At 68.6% G+C, this 21,841-nt stretch carries 11 protein-coding genes; 5 read left to right on the top strand and 6 right to left on the bottom strand.

The features are described from left to right. Nucleotides 1-63 precede the first annotated feature (63 nt). The 5 genes from A5760_RS10285 to A5760_RS10265 all read left to right on the top strand — a co-directional run bounded on the left by A5760_RS10285 (nucleotide 64) and on the right by A5760_RS10265 (nucleotide 11,311). Nucleotides 64-966 carry an esterase family protein gene (locus tag A5760_RS10285; RefSeq protein ID WP_064880334.1) on the top strand — a complete coding sequence of 301 codons (903 nt, stop codon included), beginning with the start codon at nucleotides 64-66 and terminating at the stop codon, nucleotides 964-966. Between the two features lie 165 nt (nucleotides 967-1,131). Then, entirely contained in the window at nucleotides 1,132-2,142 is a 1,011-nt protein-coding gene (locus tag A5760_RS10280; protein ID WP_064880272.1) for a cutinase family protein, read from the top strand. Between the two features lie 325 nt (nucleotides 2,143-2,467). Then, nucleotides 2,468-4,366: a long-chain-fatty-acid--AMP ligase FadD32 gene (gene fadD32, locus A5760_RS10275; RefSeq protein WP_064880270.1), complete on the top strand. Its 1,899-nt coding sequence runs from the start codon at nucleotides 2,468-2,470 to the stop codon at nucleotides 4,364-4,366. 97 nt (nucleotides 4,367-4,463) lie between these two features. Then, nucleotides 4,464-9,737, top strand: coding sequence for a polyketide synthase Pks13 (pks13, locus tag A5760_RS10270; protein ID WP_196772053.1), 5,274 nt, complete (start codon nucleotides 4,464-4,466; stop codon nucleotides 9,735-9,737). Next, nucleotides 9,737-11,311, top strand: coding sequence for an acyl-CoA carboxylase subunit beta (locus A5760_RS10265; protein ID WP_064880266.1), 1,575 nt, complete (start codon nucleotides 9,737-9,739; stop codon nucleotides 11,309-11,311). Before pks13 ends, A5760_RS10265 begins: the two co-directional genes overlap by 1 nt. Nucleotides 11,312-11,409: 98 nt before the next feature. Here A5760_RS10265 and A5760_RS10260 read toward each other — a convergent pair whose 3' ends face one another. The 6 genes from A5760_RS10260 to A5760_RS10235 form a co-directional block, all read right to left on the bottom strand. Beyond that, on the bottom strand, nucleotides 11,410-13,185 hold the full coding sequence (locus A5760_RS10260) for an acyl-CoA dehydrogenase family protein (protein WP_064880264.1): 1,776 nt from the start codon (nucleotides 13,183-13,185) through the stop codon (nucleotides 11,410-11,412). Nucleotides 13,186-13,214: 29 nt separating this feature from the next. Further along, nucleotides 13,215-13,913: a Crp/Fnr family transcriptional regulator gene (locus A5760_RS10255; protein ID WP_231122594.1), complete on the bottom strand. Its 699-nt coding sequence runs from the start codon at nucleotides 13,911-13,913 to the stop codon at nucleotides 13,215-13,217. A gap of 19 nt (nucleotides 13,914-13,932) precedes the next feature. Further along, nucleotides 13,933-14,379, bottom strand: a complete 447-nt coding sequence (locus tag A5760_RS10250) for an FHA domain-containing protein (RefSeq protein ID WP_082279416.1) — start codon at nucleotides 14,377-14,379, stop codon at nucleotides 13,933-13,935. Nucleotides 14,380-14,511: 132 nt separating this feature from the next. Beyond that, the gene (locus A5760_RS10245) at nucleotides 14,512-15,027 is read right to left on the bottom strand and encodes a hypothetical protein (protein WP_064880262.1); all 516 of its coding nucleotides are present in this window, start codon (nucleotides 15,025-15,027) and stop codon (nucleotides 14,512-14,514) included. A gap of 166 nt (nucleotides 15,028-15,193) precedes the next feature. Continuing rightward, nucleotides 15,194-18,430 (bottom strand): arabinosyltransferase domain-containing protein, encoded by a 3,237-nt coding sequence (locus A5760_RS10240; protein ID WP_064880260.1) that lies wholly within the window; start codon nucleotides 18,428-18,430, stop codon nucleotides 15,194-15,196. Continuing rightward, a complete protein-coding gene (locus A5760_RS10235; protein WP_064880258.1) occupies nucleotides 18,427-21,753 on the bottom strand; it encodes an arabinosyltransferase domain-containing protein in 3,327 nt (1,108 codons plus the stop codon). The genes A5760_RS10240 and A5760_RS10235 overlap by 4 nt, the downstream gene beginning before the upstream one ends. Between the last annotated feature and the right edge of the window lie 88 nt (nucleotides 21,754-21,841).

Below are 21,841 nucleotides of genomic sequence, written 5' to 3'. Positions count from 1 at the left end.
GGAACTATGGCCCTGGCTAATGTGCTTTCAGCGACTACACGATGGAGGGTGCACATGACGGTCGTGCGGGGTATGTCGGCGCTTTTCCGGGTGTTCTGCGTAACCGTGCTGGCCGTCGGGTTGGCCTTCGCGCTGCAGACCGCCGCAACCGTTGGCAAAGCCAGGGCGGCGGGCTACGAAAGCCTGATGGTTCCGTCGGCGGCGATGGGCCGCGACATCCCGGTGGCCTTCATGGCCGGTGGTCCGCACGCGGTCTATCTGCTCGACGCCTTCAACGCGGCCCCCGACGTGAGCAACTGGGTCACCGCCGGTAACGCGATGAACACGCTCGGCGGCAAGGGCGTCTCGGTGGTGGCCCCGGCCGGCGGCGCGTGGAGCATGTACACCAACTGGGAGCAGGACGGCAGCAAGCAGTGGGACACCTTCCTGTCCAGCGAGCTGCCCGACTGGCTGGCCGCCAACAAGGGCCTGGCGCCCGGCGGCCACGCCGCCGTCGGTGCCTCGCAGGGTGGCTACGGCGCGATGGCGCTGGCCGCCTTCCACCCCGACCGCTTCGGTTTCGCCGGATCGCTGTCCGGCTTCCTCTACCCGTCGAGCACGAACTACAACGGCGCGATCCTGGCCGGCCTGCAGCAGTTCGGCGGCGTCGACGGCAACGGGATGTGGGGAGCCCCGCAGCTGGGCCGGTGGAAGTGGCACGACCCCTACGTGCACGCCTCGCTGCTGGCGCAGAACAACACCCGCGTCTGGGTCTACAGCCCGACCAACATGGGTGGCGACGACGCCGCGATGATCGGGCAGGCCGGCGCGGCGATGGGCAGTTCGCGCGAGTTCTATCAGCAGTACCGCAGCAACGGCGGACACAACGGTCACTTCGACTTCCCCGGCGGCGGCGACAACGGCTGGGGCTCGTGGTCGGGGCAGCTCGGCGCGATGTCGGGCGACATCGTCGGCGCCATTCGCTAGCGGCGATCGCAAGCGCGGCGCAGCCGGGCGCCGCGGGTCGGCGCCATTCGCTGGCGGGCCGCTGCCCGACTGGCCCGCTCGGCCGAGCCGGTACCGTGTAGGGGGTGCAGCAGGGGTCGGGAGGACCGCGTAGCTGCGATCCACCGACTCTGCTGGCAGGAGAACATGGCTAAAAGCGCGCGGCGTAAGCGCCAACGCACCCTCGCGTGGATCGCCGCATTGTCGGTCGCCGCCGTCGTCTTTCTGGGCATCCTGGCCGCGGTGACATTGCTGCGCGGCCACCAGTCGGAGCCCAGCGCGGTGCCGCCCGGGGTCCTGCCGCCGCCGTCGACGTCGACGCACCCGCACAAGCCGCGACCCGCCTCGCAGGACGCGTCGTGCCCCGACGTGTTCCTGGTCAACGTTCCCGGGACGTGGGAGTCCGCCGTGCAGGACGACCCCGCCAGCCCCCTCCAATTCCCCAACGCGCTGCTGCACAAGGCGACCGCGACCCTCACCCAGCAGTTCCCGTCGTCGCGGGTGCAGGCGTACACCACCCCATACACCGCGCAGTTCCACAATCCGCTGAGCGGCGACACGCAGATGTCCTACAACGCCAGCCGGGCCGAGGGCACCCGCGCGACGGTGCAGGCGATGACCGACATGAACACCAAGTGCCCGCTGACCAGTTACGTGCTGATGGGCTTCTCGCAGGGCGCGGTGATCGCGGGCGACATCGCCAGCGATATCGGTAACGGCCGCGGACCCGTCGACGACGACCTGGTGCTCGGTGTGACATTGATCGCGGACGGTCGTCGCCAGACGGGGGTCGGCAACGACATCGGACCCAACCCGCCGGGGCAGGGCGCCGAGGTCACATTGCACGAGGTGCCCATCCTGTCCGGGATGGGTCTGACCATGACCGGCGCGCGCCCCGGCGGCTTCGGGGACCTCAACGGCAAGACCAACGAGATCTGCGCGCCGGGCGACCTGATCTGCGCCGCTCCGGAGGAGGCGTTCAGCATCGCCAACCTGCCGGCCACGCTGAACACCTTGGCCAGCGGCGCCGGCCAGCCGGTCCACGCGCTGTACGCCACGACGCAGTGCTGGAGCATCGACGGGGCACCCGCGACCGACTGGACGCTCAACTGGGCTCACGGTCTGATCGCAAATGCGCCACAACCGAAACACGGATGACCGGGGCGGTGGGACACAAGGGTTAGGTGGCGGTTGCCGATGGCGATCAGCGGTACCTTGTGATTTGGTCTGCCGTAGGCAGCCCCGTAACATTAAGAGGAATTTAAGAGCTATCGGGCCTTTGTCGCACACCCGGTCGGGGTCGATGCCGGCTGGCGCTGGCACGTCACCGGCGTTCCCAACCGGGTGCGGTGCGAGGTTCGGTGTGCGCGTAGACATGTAACCGTCGGCCGAGCCGACTTGCAGGACGAAGCCGTCGGCGGAGCCGACCTAGGAACAATGTGTCGGCCGAGCCGACCGAAAACAGGTGCGACAGGAGAGCGGCATGGTGTACCACAACCCGTTCATCGTGAATGGAAAGATCAAGTTCCCGGACAACACGAACTTGGTCAAGCACGTTGAGAAATGGGCGAAGGTTCGCGGCGACAAGCTCGCCTATCGGTTCCTGGACTTCTCCACCGAGCGCGACGGCGTCGCCTGCGACATCTCCTGGTCGGAGTTCAGCGCCCGCAACCGCGCCGTGGGCGCCCGGCTGCAGCAAGTCACGCAGCCCGAAGACCGCATCGCCGTGCTCTGCCCGCAGAACCTGAACTACCTCGTCGCCCTCTTCGGCGCGCTGTACGCCGGCCGGATCGCGGTGCCGCTGTTCGACCCGAGCGAGCCGGGCCACGTCGGCCGCCTGCACGCCGTGCTCGACGACTGCACCCCGTCGACGATCCTGACCACCACCGAGGCCGCCGAGGGCGTCCGCAAGTTCATCCGCGCCCGTTCCGCCAAGGAGCGCCCCCGCGTCATCGCCGTCGACGCGGTACCCAACGAGGTCGCATCGACCTGGGAGCCGCCGGAGGCCACCGAGAACACCATCGCCTACCTGCAGTACACCTCCGGCTCCACCCGCACCCCGACCGGTGTGGCGATCACCCACCTGAACCTGCCCACCAATGTGCTGCAGGTGCTCAACGGCCTGGAAGGCAAGGAGGCCGACCGCGGACTGTCCTGGCTGCCGTTCTTCCACGACATGGGGCTGATCACCGCGCTGCTGTCGCCGGTGATCGGTCACAACTTCACCTTCATGACCCCGGCCGCCTTCGTGCGCCGGCCCGGCCGGTGGATCCGCGAGATGGCGCGCAAGCCGGAGGACGCCCCGGACTGCGAGGTAATCACCGTCGCGCCGAACTTCGCGTTCGAGCACGCCGCCGTGCGCGGGGTGCCCAAGGACGGCGAGCCGCCGCTGGACCTGAGCAACGTCAAGGCGATCCTGAACGGCAGCGAGCCGGTGTCCCCGGCGTCGATGCGCAAGTTCTACGACGCGTTCTCGCCCTACGGTCTGCGCGAGACCGCGATCAAGCCGTCCTACGGACTGGCCGAGGCGACGCTGTTCGTCTCCACCACGCCGATGGACGAGGCGCCCAGGGTCATCCACGTCGATCGTGACGAGCTGAACAAGCAGCGCTTCGTCGAGGTGCCCGCCGATTCGCCGAAGGCCGTTCCGCAGGTTTCCGCCGGCATCATCGGCGTGGACGAGTGGGCGGTCATCGTCGACCCGGAGACCGCCAGCGAGCTGCCCGACGGTCAGATCGGCGAGATCTGGCTGCACGGCAACAACCTGGGCATCGGCTACTGGGGCAAGGAAGAAGAGACCAACGAGACCTTCCGCAACATCCTCAAGTCGCGGATCAGCCAGTCCCACGCCGAGGGCGCGCCCGACGACGGCATGTGGGTCAAGACCGGCGACTACGGCACCTACCACAACGGCCACCTCTACATCGCGGGCCGCATCAAGGACCTGGTCATCATCGACGGCCGCAACCACTACCCGCAGGACCTCGAATACTCGGCGCAGGAAGCCAGCAAGGCGCTGCGCACCGGTTACGTCGCCGCCTTCTCGGTGCCGGCCAACCAGCTGCCGCAAGAAGTGTTCGACAACCCGCACGCCGGCATCAAGTACGACCCGGACGACGGGTCCGAGCAGCTGGTGATCGTGGCCGAGCGCGCCGCCGGCTCGCACAAGCTGGACTACCAGCCCATCGCCGACGACATCCGGGCCGCGATCGCCGTGCGCCACGGCGTCACGGTCCGCGACCTGCTGCTGGTGCAGTCGGGAACGATCCCGCGTACCTCCAGCGGCAAGATCGGGCACCGCGCCTGCCGCGCGGCTTACCTCGACGGCAGTCTGCGAAGCGGCGTCGGTTCTCCGACGGCCTTCGCCAGCTCCACTGACTGAATCCCTTAGGACCATGGCTGACACTGAGCACCCCGAAAACCACACCCCGGGCCCTGGCGGGGAGGTGCCCGCCACACCGCCCGCCAAAAAAGCCGACATGACCGTCCCCGAGATGCGCCAGTGGCTGCGCAATTGGGTGGGCCGCGCCGTCGGGAAGTCACCCGACGACATCGACGAGTCGGTCCCGATGGTCGAGCTGGGCCTGGCGTCGCGCGATGCCGTGGCGATGGCCGCCGACATCGAGGACATGACCGGTGTCACCCTGTCCGTCGCGGTGGCCTTCCAGCATCCGACGATTGAATCGCTGGCCACCCGCATCATCGAGGGTGAGCCCGAGGTCTCCGACGACGAGCTGGACGGCGCCGACTGGACCCGCACCGGCCCGGCCGAGCGCGTCGACATCGCGATCGTGGGCTTGTCGACCCGGCTGCCCGGCGACATGAACTCCCCGGACGAGACCTGGGCGGCGCTCATGGAGGGCCGCGACGCCATCACCGATCTGCCCGAGGGTCGCTGGTCGGAGTTCCTGGAAGAGCCGCGCATTGCGGCGCGCGTCGCCACCGCCCGCACCCGGGGCGGCTACCTCAAGGACGTCAAGGGTTTCGACTCCGAATTCTTCGCGGTCGCCAAGACCGAGGCCGACAACATCGACCCGCAGCAGCGGATGGCGCTGGAGCTCACCTGGGAGGCGCTCGAGCACGCCCGGATTCCGGCGTCGAGCCTGCGCGGTGAGGCCGTCGGCGTGTACGTCGGCTTCTCGAACAACGACTACCAATTCCTGGCGGTGTCCGATCCGACGGTCGCGCACCCCTACGCGATCACCGGAACCGCCAGCTCGATCATCGCCAACCGGGTGTCCTACTTCTACGACTTCCGCGGCCCCTCGGTGGCGCTGGACACCGCCTGCTCGAGCTCGCTGGTGGCGACACATCAGGCGGTGCAGGCGCTGCGCAACGGTGAATGCGACGTCGCGGTCGCCGGCGGCGTCAACGCGCTGCTCACGCCGCTGGTGACGCTCGGTTTCGACGAGATCGGCGCGGTGCTGGCCCCCGACGGCCGGATCAAGTCGTTCTCGTCGGACGCCGACGGCTACACCCGTTCCGAGGGCGGCGGCATGTTCGTGCTGAAGCGGGTCGACGACGCCCGCCGCGACGGCGACCAGATCCTGGCCGTCATCGCCGGCAGTGCGGTCAACCACGACGGCCGGTCCAACGGCCTGATCGCCCCCAACCAGGACGCCCAGGCCGAGGTGCTGCGCCGGGCCTACAAGGACGCGGGCATCGATCCGCGCACCGTCGACTACATCGAGGCGCACGGCACCGGGACCGTCCTGGGTGACCCGATCGAGGCCGAGGCGCTGGGCCGCATCGTCGGGCGGGGCCGCCCCGCCGACCGTCCGGCGCTGCTGGGCGCGGTGAAAACCAATGTGGGACACCTGGAGTCGGCCGCCGGCGCGGCGAGCCTGGCCAAGGTAGTGCTGGCGTTGCAGCACGACAAGCTGCCGCCGTCGATCAACTTCGCCGGCCCCAGCCCCTACATCGACTTCGACGGCATGCACCTGAAAGTCATTGACAACGCCAGTGATTGGCCGCGCTACGGCGGCTACGCGCTGGCCGGGGTGTCCAGCTTCGGCTTCGGTGGCGCCAATGCGCACCTGGTGGTGCGCGAGGTGCTGCCCCGCGACGTCATCGAGCGCGAAGCCGAGCCGCAGCCCGTCGCCGCTGCGCCGGCCGCCGACGCGGCCGAGGCGCCCACGCTGGAGAGCCACTCGCTGCGGTTCGACGACTTCGGCAACATCATCCCCGACGCCTCCGAGGCCGAAGAGCCGGAGTACGAGCTTCCGGGTGTGACCGACGAGGCACTGCGTCTCAAAGAGATTGCGCTGGAAGAGCTTGCCGCACAAGAGGAGTCGGAGCCGACCAAGCCGCTGATCCCGCTCGCGGTGTCAGCGTTTCTGACGTCGCGCAAGAAGTCCGCGGCCACCGAGCTCGCGGACTGGATGGAAAGCCCGGAGGGGCAGGCGTCGTCGCTGGAAGCCATCGGCCGGGCGCTGTCGCGGCGCAACCACGGTCGCTCCCGTGCGGTGGTGCTGGCCCACGACCACGAGGAGGCCATCAAGGGCCTGCGCGCGGTCGCCGAGGGCAAGCAACGGCCCAACGTGTTCAGCACCGACGGGCCGGTGACCAGCGGCCCGGTGTGGGCGATGGCCGGTTTCGGTGCGCAGCACCGCAAGATGGGCAAGAGCCTGTACCTGCGCAACGAGGTCTTCGCCGAGTGGATCGAGAAGGTCGACGCGCTGATCCAGGACGAGCGCGGCTACTCGGTGCTCGAGATGATCCTCGACGACTCGGTCGACTACGGCATCGAAACCAGCAACGTCGTCATCTTCGCGATCCAGATCGCGCTGGGCGAGTTGCTCAAGCACCACGGCGCCAAACCCGCTGCGGTGGTGGGCCAGTCGCTCGGCGAGCCCGCGTCGGCGTACTTCGCCGGCGGCCTGTCGCTGGCGGACGCCGCGCGCGTGATCGCGTCGCGCTCGCACCTGATGGGCGAGGGCGAGTCGATGCTGTTCGGCGAGTACATCCGGTTCATGGCGCTCGTCGAGTACTCCGCCGACGAGCTCAAGACGGTGTTCGGCGACTTCCCCGGCCTGGAGGTGTGTGTCTACGCCGCGCCCAGCCAGACCGTGATCGGTGGCCCGCCGGACCAGATCGACGCGATCGTCGCCCGCGCGGAGACCGAGGGCCGCTTCGCCCGCAAGCTGCAGACCAAGGGCGCGGGCCACACCTCGCAGATGGACCCGCTGCTCGGTGAGTTCTCCGCCGAGCTGCAGGGGATTCACCCGCTGAGCCCGACGGTCGGGATCTTCTCGACGGTGCACGAGGGCAGCTACATCAAGCCCGGCGGCGAGCCGGTGCACGATGTCGACTACTGGGTCAAGGGCATGCGGCACTCGGTGTACTTCACCCACGGCGTGCGCAACGCCGTCGACAGCGGCCACACCACCTTCCTGGAGCTCGCACCCAACCCGGTGGCGCTGATGCAGATCGGCCTGACCACCGCTGCCGCGGGTCTGCATGACGCCCAACTGATTCCGACGCTGGCCCGCAAGCAGGACGACGTCGAGTCGATGATCTCGGCCATGGCCCAGCTCTACGTTCACGGCCACGACCTGGACATCCGCACGCTGTTCAGCCGCGCGCAGGGACCCGAGGATTACGCGAATATCCCGCCGACCCGGTTCAAGCGCAAAGAGCACTGGCTCGACGTGCACTTCTCCGGCGACGGCTCGGTGATCATGCCGGGGACCCACGTCGCGCTGCCGGACGGCCGCCACGTCTGGGAGTACGCGCCCCGCAACGGCGAGACGGATCTGGCCGCGCTGGTGAGATCGGCTGCGACACAGGTCCTTTCGGATGCGCAGTTGGTGGCCTCCGAGCAGCGCGCGGTGCCCGGCGCGGGCGCCCGGCTGGTGACGACGATGACCCGGCACCCCGGCGGCGCCGCTGTGCAGGTGCACGCCCGCATCGACGAGTCCTTCACGCTGGTCTACGACGCGCTGGTGTCGCGGGCCGGTCAGAGCGTGGCCGCATTGCCCACCGCGGCGGGCGCCGGCGCGGCCATCGCCGCGCCGACCACGACCGCCGCGGACGAGGCGCCCGCCGCGCCCGCCGAGGAGCCCGACGCCGAGACGCTGTCGGACAGCCTGACCAACCGCTACCTGCCGGCCGGCGTGGGCCGGTGGACGCCGGATTCCGGCGAGACCATCGGCGAGCGGCTGGGCCTGATCGTCTCGGCGGCCATGGGTTACGAGCCCGAGGACCTGCCCTGGGAGGTGCCGCTGATCGAGCTCGGCCTGGACTCGCTGATGGCGGTGCGGATCAAGAACCGCGTCGAATACGACTTCGACCTGCCGCCAATCCAATTGACGGCCGTGCGCGACGCCAACCTCTATGCCATCGAGAAGCTGATCGAGTACGCGGTCGAGCACCGCGACGAGGTCGAGCAGCTACACGAGCACCAGAAGACGCTTACGCCCGAGGAGATCGCCAAAGAGCAGGCCCAGCTCCTCAGCGGGGCAACGCCGGCGTCGGCCGGCGCACCCGCACCGGATCCGCAGGCGGAGCCCGAGACTCAGCCGGCACCGCCGGCGCCGGACGCGACGATCCCGCCGCCGCCGACGGATCCGTCCGGCCCGAAGGGCGCGGCGACCAACGGCGCGAAGCCGGATCTCGCGGGGGCGCTCAGCCAGGAGGCGGTGTCCAAAGCGCTGAATTCCGATGTGCCGCCGCGTGATGCCGCCGAGCGGGTCACCTTCGCCACCTGGGCGATCGTCACGGGCAAGTCGCCGGGCGGCATCTTCAACCCGCTGCCCAAGCTCGACGAGGACACCGCGGCCAAGATGGCGCAGCGCCTCTCGGAGCGCGCCGAGGGCGCCATCACCGCCGAGGACGTCCTGACGTCGGACACCATCGAGGCGCTGGCCGAGAAGGTCCGCCAGTACCTGGAGGCCGGGCAGATCGACGGCTTCGTCCGCACCTTGCGGGCGCGCCCCGAGGGCAGCTCGAAACCCCCGGTGTTCGTGTTCCATCCGGCCGGCGGTTCGACCGTGGTCTATGAGCCGCTGCTGAACCGGTTGCCCGCGGACACGCCGATGTACGGGTTCGAGCGTGTGGAGGGCACCGTTCAGGAACGGGCCGCCCAGTACGTGCCGAAACTGTTGGAGATGAACGCTGGCAAGCCGTTCATCCTGGCCGGGTGGTCGCTCGGCGGCGCGCTGGCGTACGCCTGCGCGATCGGTTTGAAGCGCGCGGGCGAGGATGTGCGCTTCGTCGGAATGATCGACACGGTGCGCGCCGGCGAGGAGATCCCCCAGACGCAGGAGGAGACCCGCAAGCGCTGGGACCGGTACGCGAAGTTCGCCGAGCGCACCTTCAACGTCGAGATCCCCGCGATCCCCTACGAGCAGCTCGAAGAGCTCGACGACGAGGGCCAGGTCAAGTTCGTGCTGGACATCGTCCAGCAGAGCGGCGTGCAGATCCCGGGCGGCATCGTCGAACACCAGCGGACGTCCTACCTGGACAACCGGGCGCTCGAGACCGTCCAGATCGAGCCGTACGAAGGCCACGTGACCCTGTACATGGCCGATCGCTACCACGACGACGTCATCGAGTTCGAGCCGCGCTATGCGGTCCGCAAGCCCGACGGCGGCTGGGGCGAGTACGTGGCCGACCTCGAGGTGGTGCCGATCGGCGGCGAGCACATCCAGGCCATCGACGAACCGACCATCGGCAAGGTCGGTGCTCACCTCTCCGACGTCCTGAATAAGGTGGAGGCCGAAACCAGTCAGACGAGTGAGGTGGGCAAGTAATGACGGAGATGGCGCCGGCTCCCATTCAGCACACCACCGCCGAGAAGCTGGCCGAGCTCTACGCTCGCCTGGAACTGGCCAAAGAGCCCGGCGGTGAGAAGGCCGTCGCCAAGCGCGACAAGAAGGGCATCCCCAGCGCCCGCGCCCGCATCCACGCGCTGGTGGACCCGGGCACCTTCCTGGAGACCGGCGCGCTGGCCAAGACGCCGAACGACCCGAACGCGCTCTACGGCGACGGCTGCGTCACCGGGCACGCCATGATCGACGGCCGGCCGGTCGGGGTGTTCTCCCACGACCAGACGGTGTTCCAGGGCACGGTGGGCGAGATGTTCGGCCGCAAGGTGGCCAGGCTGATGGAGTGGTGCGCGATGGTCGGCTGCCCGATCGTCGGCATCCAGGACTCGGGCGGCGCGCGTATTCAGGACGCCGTCACCTCGCTGGCGTGGTACGCCGAGCTGGGCCGCCGCCACGAGGCGCTGTCCGGGCTGGTGCCGCAGATCTCCCTAATCTTCGGCAAATGCGCTGGGGGAGCGGTGTATTCGCCGATCCAGGACGACCTGCTGGTGTCGGTGCGCGACCAGGGCTACTTCTTCGTCACCGGGCCGGATGTGATCCGGGAGGTCACCGGCGAAGACGTCACGCTCGACGAGCTCGGTGGCTCCGACGCGCAGGCCCGCAACGGCAACATCCACCAGGTGGTGGACTCCGAGGAAGCCGCATTCCAGTACGTGCGCGACTTCCTGTCCTTCCTGCCGTCGAGCGCCGTCAGCGAGCCGCCGATCGTCAACCCCGGCCTGGAGCCGGAGACGACCCCGACCGATCTGGAGCTCGACTCGATCGTGCCGGACTCGGACAACATGGCCTATGACATGCACGAGATCCTGCTGCGGATCTTCGATGACGGTGACTTCCTCGACGTGGCCGCGCAGCACGGGCCGGCCATCATCACCGGCTTCGCCCGCGTCGACGGGCATCCGGTGGGCGTGATCGCCAACCAGCCCATGTACCTGTCCGGGTCGATCGACAACGAGGCCTCCGACAAGGCGGCGCGATTCATCCGGTTCTGCGACGCGTTCAACGTCCCGCTGGTGTTCGTGGTGGACACGCCGGGCTTCCTGCCGGGCGCCGAGCAGGAGAAGAACGGCATCATCAAGCGCGGCGGCCGGTTCCTGTACTCGGTCGTCGAGGCCGACGTGCCGAAGGTGACCATCACGGTCCGCAAGTCCTACGGCGGCGCCTACGCCGTGATGGGGTCCAGGCAGCTGACCGCGGACTTCAACTTCGCCTGGCCGACCGCGCGCATCGCGGTGATCGGCGCCGAGGGGGCCGCGCAGCTGCTGATGAAGCGCTTCCCCGACCCCACCACGCCCGAGGCGCAGCAGATCAAGAAAGACTTCATCGAGGGCTACAACCTCAACATGGCGATCCCGTGGACCGCCGCCGAGCGCGGCTTCATCGACGCGGTCATCGACCCGCACGAGACCAGGCTGCTGCTGCGCAAGTCGATGAAGCTGCTGCGGGAGAAGCAACTGTGGTTCCGCACGGCGCGTAAGCACGGGCTCATTCCGATCTAGTCCGCCCTTCGATGCCGCGATCGCGCCTGTCTGGGCAAATGGGCGATTGCGGAATGTGCTAGCGCATCCGCTATCGCTTTCGGGGACACCACATTTGCCTAGAGCCGCAGCGCGCCGTCGAGCAGTTCGTCGAAGCGCTCCAGCGCCTCGTCGGAGTCGGCGTCGATACCGCGCAGCGTCCCGCGATCGGCGAGATAGCGCTGCGCGTGGAGCCCCGCGACAAGCGCCTTGCGCTCACCGCCGCGGGCGGCCCGCTCCCAGGCGGCCTGCTCGATGAGCAACGCACCGGCGTAGACGTCGCCCATGAATTGGGCCAGCGGGAACAGCCTCGCCTCGGCCGTCTGCCTGTCGAGCTTGGTCCACGCGGTGATCGCCGCGTCGAGATCCTCGATCCGGCCGGCGACCAGTCGGGTGGTTTCGCCGTCGTCGGCGACCGACACCGCATCGCGCAGCCGCGCCAGCAGCGTCTCATGCGCGCGGGTCTGCTCTATCCCGCGACGCACATCCAGACACAGAATGTTGTCCGGCCCCTCCCAGATGGTGTTCACCTGCGCGTCGCGCAGCAGCCGCGCCACCGGCCAGGTCTCGATATAGCCGTTGCCGCCGTGGATTTCGATCGCATCCGAGGCCGCGGTGATCCCCAGCCGGCACACCCGCAGCTTGGTGACCGGCACGGCGATCCGTTGCCGCATGCTGCGGGGCTGACGATGGTTGGTGGCGCCGGTGCAGTCGAACACCAGCGCCTGCGCGGCCTCGACGTCGACGATCAGCTCGGCGAGTTTGCGCCGCATGAGCGGCTTGTCGATGAGCGCGCCGCCGAACGCCCGGCGTTGCCGGGCATAGCACAGCGATTCGACCAGGGCGCGCCGCGCGTTACCGAGCGCGAACGAGGCGATGCCCAGGCGCGCGGCGTTGGTCAGCTCCATCATGCGTCCCAGCCCCTTGCCGTCCGACGGCCCCGCGACGCCGTCGCCGGGCTCGCCGGACAGCAAAAAGGCTTCGGCATCAACGAATTCGACCTCACCCGAGGCCACCGAGCGGGTGCCTAGCTTGTCCTTCAGCCGCCGCACCCGCACGCCGTTGCGCGAGCCGTCGCGGCGGTTGCGCAGCACCAGGAAGTTGGCGACGCCGCGCGAAGAGTCCGGTGCGCCTTCGGGTTTCGCCATTACGACGAACGCCTCCCCGGCGCAGTTGGACGCAAACCACTTGAAGCCGTTCAACAACCACGCGTCACCGTGTCGGGTGGCGGTGGTCTCCAGCGCCCCCAGATCGGAGCCGCCGGTGCGTTCGGTCAGCAGCTGCGCCGTCTCGCCGGCCCACTCTCCGGAGGCGAATCTGGCCAGGACGTGCTCGGCCACGTCGGGCGGAGCGTAGGCGGCCACCAGCGACTGGACCATGCCGCCGCCGGTGCCCAACGCGCAGCCCATGCCGATGTCGGCCTGGTTGAGCAGATAATTCGACGCGAACATGGTGAACGACGAGCTCGTCTTCGCCTCGCGGGCTTCGGTTCGCAGCGCCTGCTGGGCGTCCAGGACTGCCCGCTTGGACTGTGTGAAGGAGGTCGGCATGACCACCTCGCTGATGTCGTGGCCCCACCGGTCGTAGCGCTGCAGCTGCGGGGGGTTGCGATCCGTCTCTTCGGCCCACTGCGCCACCGGGCCGCCCATCAGTTCACCGATGCGCGTCAGGTGGCGTTCGGCCAGCGTCAGTTCTTCGGGCTCGAGGTAGTAGGCCATGGTGAACTGCAGCGTGGGGTCGGTGAGGTACCAATTGAGGCCCACGGCCCCGCGGTAGTTTTCCGTCGCGTAGCGCTGCGACTTCTCGTCGGTGGAAAACGGCAGCCGGTCCACAGCCTCTACGGCGTAGTCGCTCATGGCTCAGACGCTACGCGCCGAGCCGTTCGTCAGGCAGTAGCGCGTAGCGGGCGGCGCCGGCGATTCGGGTCCGGGCCGGAGCTGTCACCCGTGTCGGCGCGGCGAGCCAGCGATTCGGGCTTGACGATCACAACGGCCTTGCCGTCCAACAGGATCCAGCCGCGCGTCGTGAAATTGCGCAACGCCTTGTTCACCGAAACCCGGTCGGCGCCGACCAGTTGGGCTATCTCGTCCTGGTTGAGTTCGTGGGCGAGCCGCAGCGCGTCGCCCTCGGGGGTGCCGAAACGCTTGCCCAACAACAGCAGCTGGCGGGCCACCCGCGCGGTGACGTCGCTGGAAACCATTTCGACGAGTTGCCGTTCGCTGTGCCGCAGCCGCCGGGTCAGCGCACGCAGCAACTGCTCGGCGATCGCGGGCTGTTCGGCCATCCAGGCGCGCAGCGTGGCGCGGTCCATCCAGATCGCGCGCACGTCGGTGATCGCCGTGGCGGTGCAGGCGCGCGGGCCGGGGTCGAACACCGCCAGCTCGCCGAAGATGTCCGCGGGGCCGATGATCGCCCGGACGCTGCTGCGGTCGCCGGTGCCACGAAAGTTGATCTTCACCGTGCCCTCGACGATCAGATAGACACGATCACCGGGGTCCCCCTGAACGAAAATCGTTTGGCCGGGCCCGAATTCGGAGGTGTGGACCTGAATATGGTCCGGATTGTGGCCGGGTGCTGTGGTCACGAATATCCCCTCGTCGGTGTCAGCCCGTCTGGGCGGTCAGGAAAACCAGCCGGAAATTGCCGATCTGGAGCACGTCGCCGTTGGTCAGCACCGCAGAGTCGACGGCGCCGCGGTTGAGATAGGTCCCGTTGAGGCTGCCGAGATCGACGACGCGGAATTCGCCGTTCTCACTGCGGAATTCGGCATGCCTACGGCTGACCGTGATGTCATCGAGAAAGATGTCGCTGGCGGGGTGCCGCCCGGCGTTCATCACCGGCTCGTTCAACACAAACTTCGCCCCGACGTTGGGGCCCCGCTTCACCACGAGCATGGCCGAGCCGCGGGCCAGCGTCGCCGCCGCTTCGGCGACGGCCGACGATGTCTCGACCTCGTCGGGGACGTCGGCACGCAGCACCGAACCGATGTCGCCGGTCGCTTCTTCCGGCGCGATTGGTTGGTGGCTTGTTTCCTCGTATGACGCCGACACCGCTCCCTTTCACCAGGTTCTCGTCGATACCTCCATCGCAGCATTTGACGTGAGCGTCAAGATAGGGACCGAAGTCCCTGTTTTCTTCCGGGTAGCTGTCTGAGGCGGTCGTCTCGGGCGTGTGGGGGCCTGCTACGACCCTACCGGCACCACGAACTCGGACGTATAGAATTCGGCCGGGTTGTGCGAGTTTGCGTTCGCCCGCTCGACGATCACCCATACGCCGGTCGTGCCCGGCCGAATGGTGTCGGCAACGGTGGCCGTTCCATTTCCCGCGCCGTCGAGATCCATGCCGGTAAAGGCGGTGCCCGGGTCTCCCGGCCCACAGGTGGACGAGGACGGTCGGGGTTCTTCGATAAGGCCGACGTCGAAATGCATGCCCGGCTCGGGCCCGTCGACCAGGTGGACTTCGGCGACGGCCCGGGACCCGCTGGCCCGGACGATGGCCGAACCGGTGCCGAGCATCGGGCTGGGCACCTTGGGGGCGATGCTGACCTTGCTGAAGTCGCAACGCCGCAGATAGTTGTCGAAAACGACCGTCGTGCCACCGCCCTCGGCGGCCGCCGTTCCGCTGGCCGAACTCGCGGCCGGCGCGATCAGCAGCGTGACCGCGGCCGTGCAGGTTCCCAGGCGTGTCAGCGTGTGCATCGGCCACCCTTTTCCATCGTATGAAATGGATCACAGCGGAATTAGTATTGACCAGGAAATGGCGGAATTAAACCCTTGACCAGTAATTACTCCGCCGTTAATTCAGCGGGTTATTAGACCGGTGAATAACGACCGCGCAAAGCCATTTGCAAACTTTCGTCGCTCGCTACGGCTTGATGCGGATCGGCCCGGGCGACCACCATCCGGTCCGGGTGGCGGTGCCCAGGTCGAGCTGCGCCGGGTGCGCGTCGGCGATCGTGTCGAACTTGCGTAGCGATCCCCAGTCGCGGCCCCAGTCATGGGACAGGTACGTCGACATGACGTGGGCCCGCAGCAACAGGTCGGTGATGCCCAGCAGGCCGCCGTTGACGCCGTCCTGCCAGGTGTCGGTGTCCTGCTTCTTGGCGTTGTAGTCCGGGGTGATGCGGAACTCCGGGATCTCGGTGACGCCGTTGGAATGCAGCATCGGATGCTGGCACGGGAACGCCAGCCCGACCGCCCAGTCCATCAGCACCGGCCGCTTCGAACCGATGTACTCCTGCAACGAACGCAGCTCCGGTACCCGCGGCGGGGTCAGCGCGATCCAGTCATCCGGCGTCAGGGACAGGTCCTCGGCGACCACTCGCACCGCGACCGTGTCGGCGGGCATCTGGGAGCGCGCGAAGCGCAGGTTCCGCCACACCTTCGGCTGCTCGCCGTACAGGTCGTAGGGCACCAGCCGGCCGGCGGGCTGCACCGCGCCGCCGGGGCCGGGCCTGCCGAATTCCAGCTCCACGGCCTGCCCGTTGGTGTGGTGGTGCAGGATGCTGTTGCCGGCGATCGTGCCCGCGGCGGTCACCACCACCAGCGGGTGCCCGTCATCGAGTTTCGGCAGTTGATACCACGCCGAGGTCAGCCTGCTCTGCTGTTGCGCGCCGGTGGTGTAGCTACCCGCCAGCGGAACTCGTGCGGGATCGAGGCCGTAGGGCAGCGGCACCGTCGACCCGTTGATGCCCGGCGTCGTCAGCTTGAGCGGCGCATCCCAGTCGTAGTCGGTGCCGGGCTGCGGTACCGACGTTTCCTTGACCGACTCGGCCAGGGTGCGGTCCGGTACCCCGTTGGGCGTGAATCCCGTTGGGTTGACGCCACCCAAGGGGCCCAAGGGGCCCCAAGGACCCGCGTTGTCGGGCAGCGGCGCCATGAAGCCGGCATTGCTGTCCGGCTCGACGAGCACGTCGTCGGCCAAACCGCAGCCGCCGCTGAACTCGCGCAGGTTGTCCCACGCATTGGAGTAGGTGGGGTACTGACGAACGATGCCGGCCACCATCGATGCGAAGAACACCAGCGCCATGAACCCGGCCGCGACGGGGATGGGCGCGGCGGTCAGCGCCCGCGCCAGCCGTCCTTCGCCGCGGTCCCGGGGGGCGAAGTGCAGGTACGCCGCCCACAGCGCGGTGATCACGAAGAATGCGAAAAAGATTGTGCTGATCGTGATTCCGCCGACTTTCGGCATCGCGCTGTTGAACGGAACGCCGTAGCTGGAGACGTACCACCAACCGTTCGTGGTGGCGAAACACAGCGCCAGCACGAAGAACAGCGCCGCCAGGAACGCCATGCGGTTGCGCGACCAGCGCAAGCTCTCGTGCGACACCAGCACCGTCGCCAGCGCGGCCATCGCCGCTCCCACCGCGGCGAACAGCCCGAAGTGGTGCACCCACTTGGTCGGGGTGAACATCAGGAAGAACATGGTGCCGAAGATGACACCCATCAGCCGCCAGGCCGGCCCCCGCGCGACACCGGGAATCCGCTTGCGCCGCAACATGATAAAGACGGTCGTGAAGAGACACAGGGCGGCGACCAGGAACCCGAAGCGGCGCGACAGCGACCCGTCGACGGTGGGCAGAATCAGGTAGTAGTAGCGCAGGTTCTCGGTGTACCAGGCCTGGCTGGGGCCGATCGAGGTGCGAATCCTGGTGGCTTCCAACACCGTTGACAGCGTCTGATCGGCGAACACTACGGTCAGGATGACCGTGCCGGCGGCCAGCATCGGCGCCACCAGCGGCCACGTGCCGACCACGCGGTGACGGCGAACCAGAATGCGCAGGATCGGGCGGCCGCCGGCGACCAGCGCGGCCACCGCGATCAATCCGGTGGGCTGCACTCCGAGGGTGAACGCCGCGGTGATGACCGCCAGCGCCGCGGGCGTCAGCCGGCTGTAGCGCATGGAGCGCTCGATCAGCACATAGGTGATCAGCGACCCGACGGCGATGATCGGCTCGGGGCGCAGGCCGTTGTCGAACGGCATCCAGGCCGTCAACAGCACCATGCCCGCCGCCCAATTCGCCGCCTTGCTGGCGGCCACCGCGGGCCCCAGCCGGGGCAGCACCTCACGCGAGAGCAGCAGCCAGCACACGATCCCGGCGATCAAGTCCGGCAACCGCATCCACAGGCTGGCGTCGGTGACATGGGTCATCAGCGCCAGCAGGTTGTAGTACCAGCCGAAGGGGTCCTCGGGGCTACCGAACCAGCGGAAGTAGTTCGACATGTAGCCGGCGCGGTCGGCGACCCGGGCCATGCCCAGGATGTAGCCGTCGTCCGACGAGTTCGCCCCGATCACATGCCACAGCACGAAGCCGGAGATCACCGTGACATCGGCCAGGGTGAACGTGCGCCAGTTCGCCGGAATGAGCCGGCGCATCCGGTGACCGTCCAGCTGATCGAGCCGCCACAAGGCGATCAGCGCGACGATGGTGGACACGATAGCCAGCACCATCGCGGCCAGCTTCAAAGTCGTTGGGGTGGTGGAGAACCGGGTGTCGATGGTCGCCGACAGCTTCAAACCCGCCGGGGCCGGCCCGCTGAGGTCGGTGAACACCCCCACGATCTGCGGCCGCAGGTTCGGGTCGGGGAAACCGCCGCTGATCGGTTTGCCCGCAGGATCATTCAGTCCGACGAAGGTGGCGAAGGCGCCCGCCTTGGTCGAGGTGATCTCGATGCGCTGACATTGCGGGGACGTGACCTGATCCCGTGCCGCGCTGGCGATCACCACGTTGCGGTCGGTGACGTCGACGCGCTTGCCGTTGACGACCACGAACAGCGCGTTGAGCGCGGCGTCCTTGCCCTTCTTGGGTGCCGTGCTGAGCACCACCCCGCCCTCCGGCGGCAGGGCGCGCACCACCGAGCACGGCACGGTCACGTTCACGTCGACCGGTGTCAGCGAAATCAGCGGCGCCGTAACGCTGTTCAGCTGGCCGTTCTGCGGCCAGTTCAGCTGCGCGGTGGTCTGCACGACGGGCAGCAGCGGCGTCGCGACCGACAGGATGAAGCCGATCAGCCCGGCGATCGTCGCGACCCAGCGGGTCACCCGCACGTTCTGCCGGGGGGCCGCCTTGTCTTCGCGGTTGTCGACGGTCGTGACGCTCATGGCAGTGCCCGAATCGGTCCCTGCCGGCTCCAGCCGTGCACTGTCATCACACCCTGTTCGATTACGGCGTCCGGCGCCTGATCAGCCGGCACCAACCGGAAGTACTGCTCCACGGATCCCCAGTCGCGATACCAGTCGCCACGCAGATACGTCGAGATCGTCGAGGTGCGCAGCATTGTCTGCAGGAACAGGAACGGCCCGCCGGTCTCGCTGGCCTGCCACCCGTTCGACGACGATGCCGTCTGCTTGTGGTCGGGCAGGATGCGGTACCGCGGAAGTTCCGCCACGCCAAGGTGTTCGGAGAACGGCCGCTGGCAGGGGAAGTTCGCGGCGGTCGCGATGTCCATCAGCACGGGCGTTTGCGATCCCATCATTTGCTGCAGCGTCTGCAAGACCGGCACCCGCGGCGGCGTGAAGGCGAACCACTGGTCCGAGCTCAGGTTCGGGTCGTAGGCGACGATGCGCGCCACGTTCGCCTCGGGCGGCGCCCAGGTCAGCGGGAACCGCAGGTTGCGCCACGCCGGCTCGGGCCCGATGTCGATGGGCTGGACTTCACCGAGCGGCTGGGTGGTGCCGTCGGGGCGGGTGACACCCCACTGCAGTTTCAGCGACTGCCCGTAGGTGAAGGTGCCGTCCTCCTTGTAGGACCAGATGGCGCCGGACGCCGACACCACGACGATCGGCCGGTCGCCGGTGCGTGGGGGCAGCTGGTACCAGGCCGAGGTGGCGGTGGCGGCCAGCGAGTTCTCACCGTAGCTGCCCATCACCGGGGTGCGGGCCGGGTCGAGGCCGAACGGCAGCGCGATGTTCGACCCGTTCACCCCGACCGGGCCCTTTCCGCCGGCCGTGCCCGCGGAGTCGCTCATGGCCGCGTTGGGCTTGTTCGGTGACGCGTCGGAATTCACCACGCCCGGTTTGGTGACCACCGGGTACGACCTCAGGTCGTCGCCGACGCCGTCGGGTTTGAAGCCGACCGGGTTGCTGCCGCCCAGCGGGCCGTCCGGGCCGAAGGTCTGCCCGGGCGCCGCCTGCAGCATGCCCGCATTGGGGTCCGGCTCGGTCAGCACGTCGTCGGCCATGGCGCAGCTGGCGGGGGACAGCCCCGAACTGATCGCGGCGAGGTTGGCCTTGCCGGTGGTGTAGAGCGGATAGCGGAACACCGCGCCCTTGGTCAGTGAGGCGACTTCGCCGACGACCATGATGGTCGCGACCACCAGCAGCGGGGTCGACGCCAGCACCCGGTTGCGCCGGTTGTCCTTGACCTCGGTGTGCCCGGCGTAATCCATCCGGAAGTGCTGCCAGGCGGCCAGCAGGCCGGTCGCGATCGACAGCGCCAGGAACATCGACGTCACCGGGTGGCTGGCGATGACCGGCTGGATGTCGTACCACGGCACCCCGTAGTTGCCGACGTAGAACCAGCCGTTGACGCCCGAGGTCGCCACGGCCAGCACGAACAGCAGCGCCGTGACGTACAGCGTCAGGTTGCGGCGGTTGTGCAGGCCGATCCGGGCCAGAGCGAAGGCGGTGACCGCACCCAGCGCCCCGGCCAGCCCGGCGAACGCACCGAACTGGACCGCCCACTTGGTCGGCGTGAACGTCAACAGCAGCAGGCCGAACGCGGTGGTGCCGATCAACCGCCACGCCGGGCCGCTGGCCACGCCCGGAATCCGGCCCCGGCGCAGCAGGGTGACCAGCATCCCGAACATGCACAGCAGCAGGACCAAGACGGCGAATCGCCGCGCCATCGATCCGTCGGGGTTGGATTCCACGGTGAGGAAGTAGTAGCGCAGCCAGTCCTGGTACCAGGCGATGGTCGGGCCGACCTTGTACTTGATGCGGGCCGATTCGCCGACCGTGGCCAGCGTCTGGCTGCGGAACACCACCACGAGGATCAGCGACAGCGAGGCCGCCAGCACCGCCAGCGGTGCCAGCAGTCCGTCGGTCGCCCGGCGGCGCCGGATCGTCTGGGCGACGGCCCGTGCCCCGGTCAGCAGCGCGGCGACGGCGATCAGGCCCTGCGGCGCCAGCGTCGCGCTCAGCAGCGCCACGATGACGGCCACCGCCGCGGGTGCCAACCGCCGCAGCGCGATCGCGCGTTCCACCAGCATCCAGGTGACCAGCACGCCGAGGGCGATCAGCGGTTCGGGCCGCAGGCCGTTGTTGAACGGCAGCCACGCCGCCACGAACACCGCGCCCGCGGTGAAGACCGCCACCCGGTTGGCCGCCAGGCCGCCGCGGCCGGGTCCGAGCCGACGCAGCACCCAATGGCTGATGATCAGCCAGCAGCCGATCGCGGCCGCCGTGGCGGGCAGCCGCATCCAGACGCCGGCCGTGCTCACCGAGGCCATCTTGGCCAGCACCCCGAGATACCAGTCGAAGGGTGCGTCCGTGGTGCCGAAGTAGCGGTAGTAGTCGGCGATGTAGCCGGCGCCGGGGGCGACGCGCGCGATGGTCAGGTTGTAGCCGTCATCCGACGAGGTCGCGCCGATGATGTGCCACAGCAGCAGGGTTGCGATCACGCCGGCGTCGGCGATCCATGTCGCGATTCCCACCCGCCGCCAGTTCGCCAGGCGCGTGCCGGGGCGATACCGGGACAGCCAGGCGATCGGGGAGCGCCAGTTGTGTATCAAGCTCCCGCCCCGGCTGCGGCGGTCCAGCACCGCGAGGGCGATGATGGCCGTCAGCACGGCCAGGGCGCCCAGGATCATCACGATTTCCTTGATGACGGTGGGCGCGGTGATGAAGCGGGTGTCGATGTCGATGCGGGCCGACAGTCCCGGTCCTGCGGGCACTTTCATGTCGGTGAAGACGCCGCCGACCTGGGGCTTCTTCTCGGGTGGCAGCACCCCGGTGGCGCCGGGGATGCCGACGAAGTCAGCGCCGGTTTCGCCGGCGTTGGCCCAGACGTGCAGCACGCTGCAGGCCCCGGCGGCGACGGCCGAGCGTTGCGCGAACGCGGCCACGGTGTCCCGGAACGCGACGACGACCACGTCGGTGTTGGCGCGCACGAACAACCCGTTCTTCCCGGCGTCCATGCCGCCGGGCGGCAGGGTCGAGACCACCAGGCCGCCGCCGCGGGGCAGGGTGGCGATGTCCGGGCAGGGAATGGAGATGTCCAGCGCGCGGGGTGCCCCCGACACCAGGGGCGCGGTGATCTGGCTGACATGCCCGTCGATGTTGCCCTGCGGCCAGAGGACCGTTGCGGTGGTCTGTTTGACCGGGAGCAGCGGGACGGACAGGCACAGCAGCAGCCCTACGATGCCCGCGATGGCGGCCACCGACCGGGGGATCCGCTGCGATCGCTCTTTACCGTCGTGGGGCACGAGGCTCGATCGTAAGCGACGCGGCTTTGTCCGATGAGGACGCGTGGCCGCGCAGCGCCTCGGGAACGAGTTGGACCGTCGCTGTTGA

The sequence above is a fragment of the Mycobacterium colombiense genome (assembly GCF_001665835.1).
Classification (GTDB): Bacteria; Actinomycetota; Actinomycetes; order Mycobacteriales; family Mycobacteriaceae; genus Mycobacterium; species Mycobacterium colombiense_A.
The sequence above is the reverse complement of the archived record's forward strand: the minus strand, read 5'-3'. Positions and strand labels throughout refer to the sequence as shown.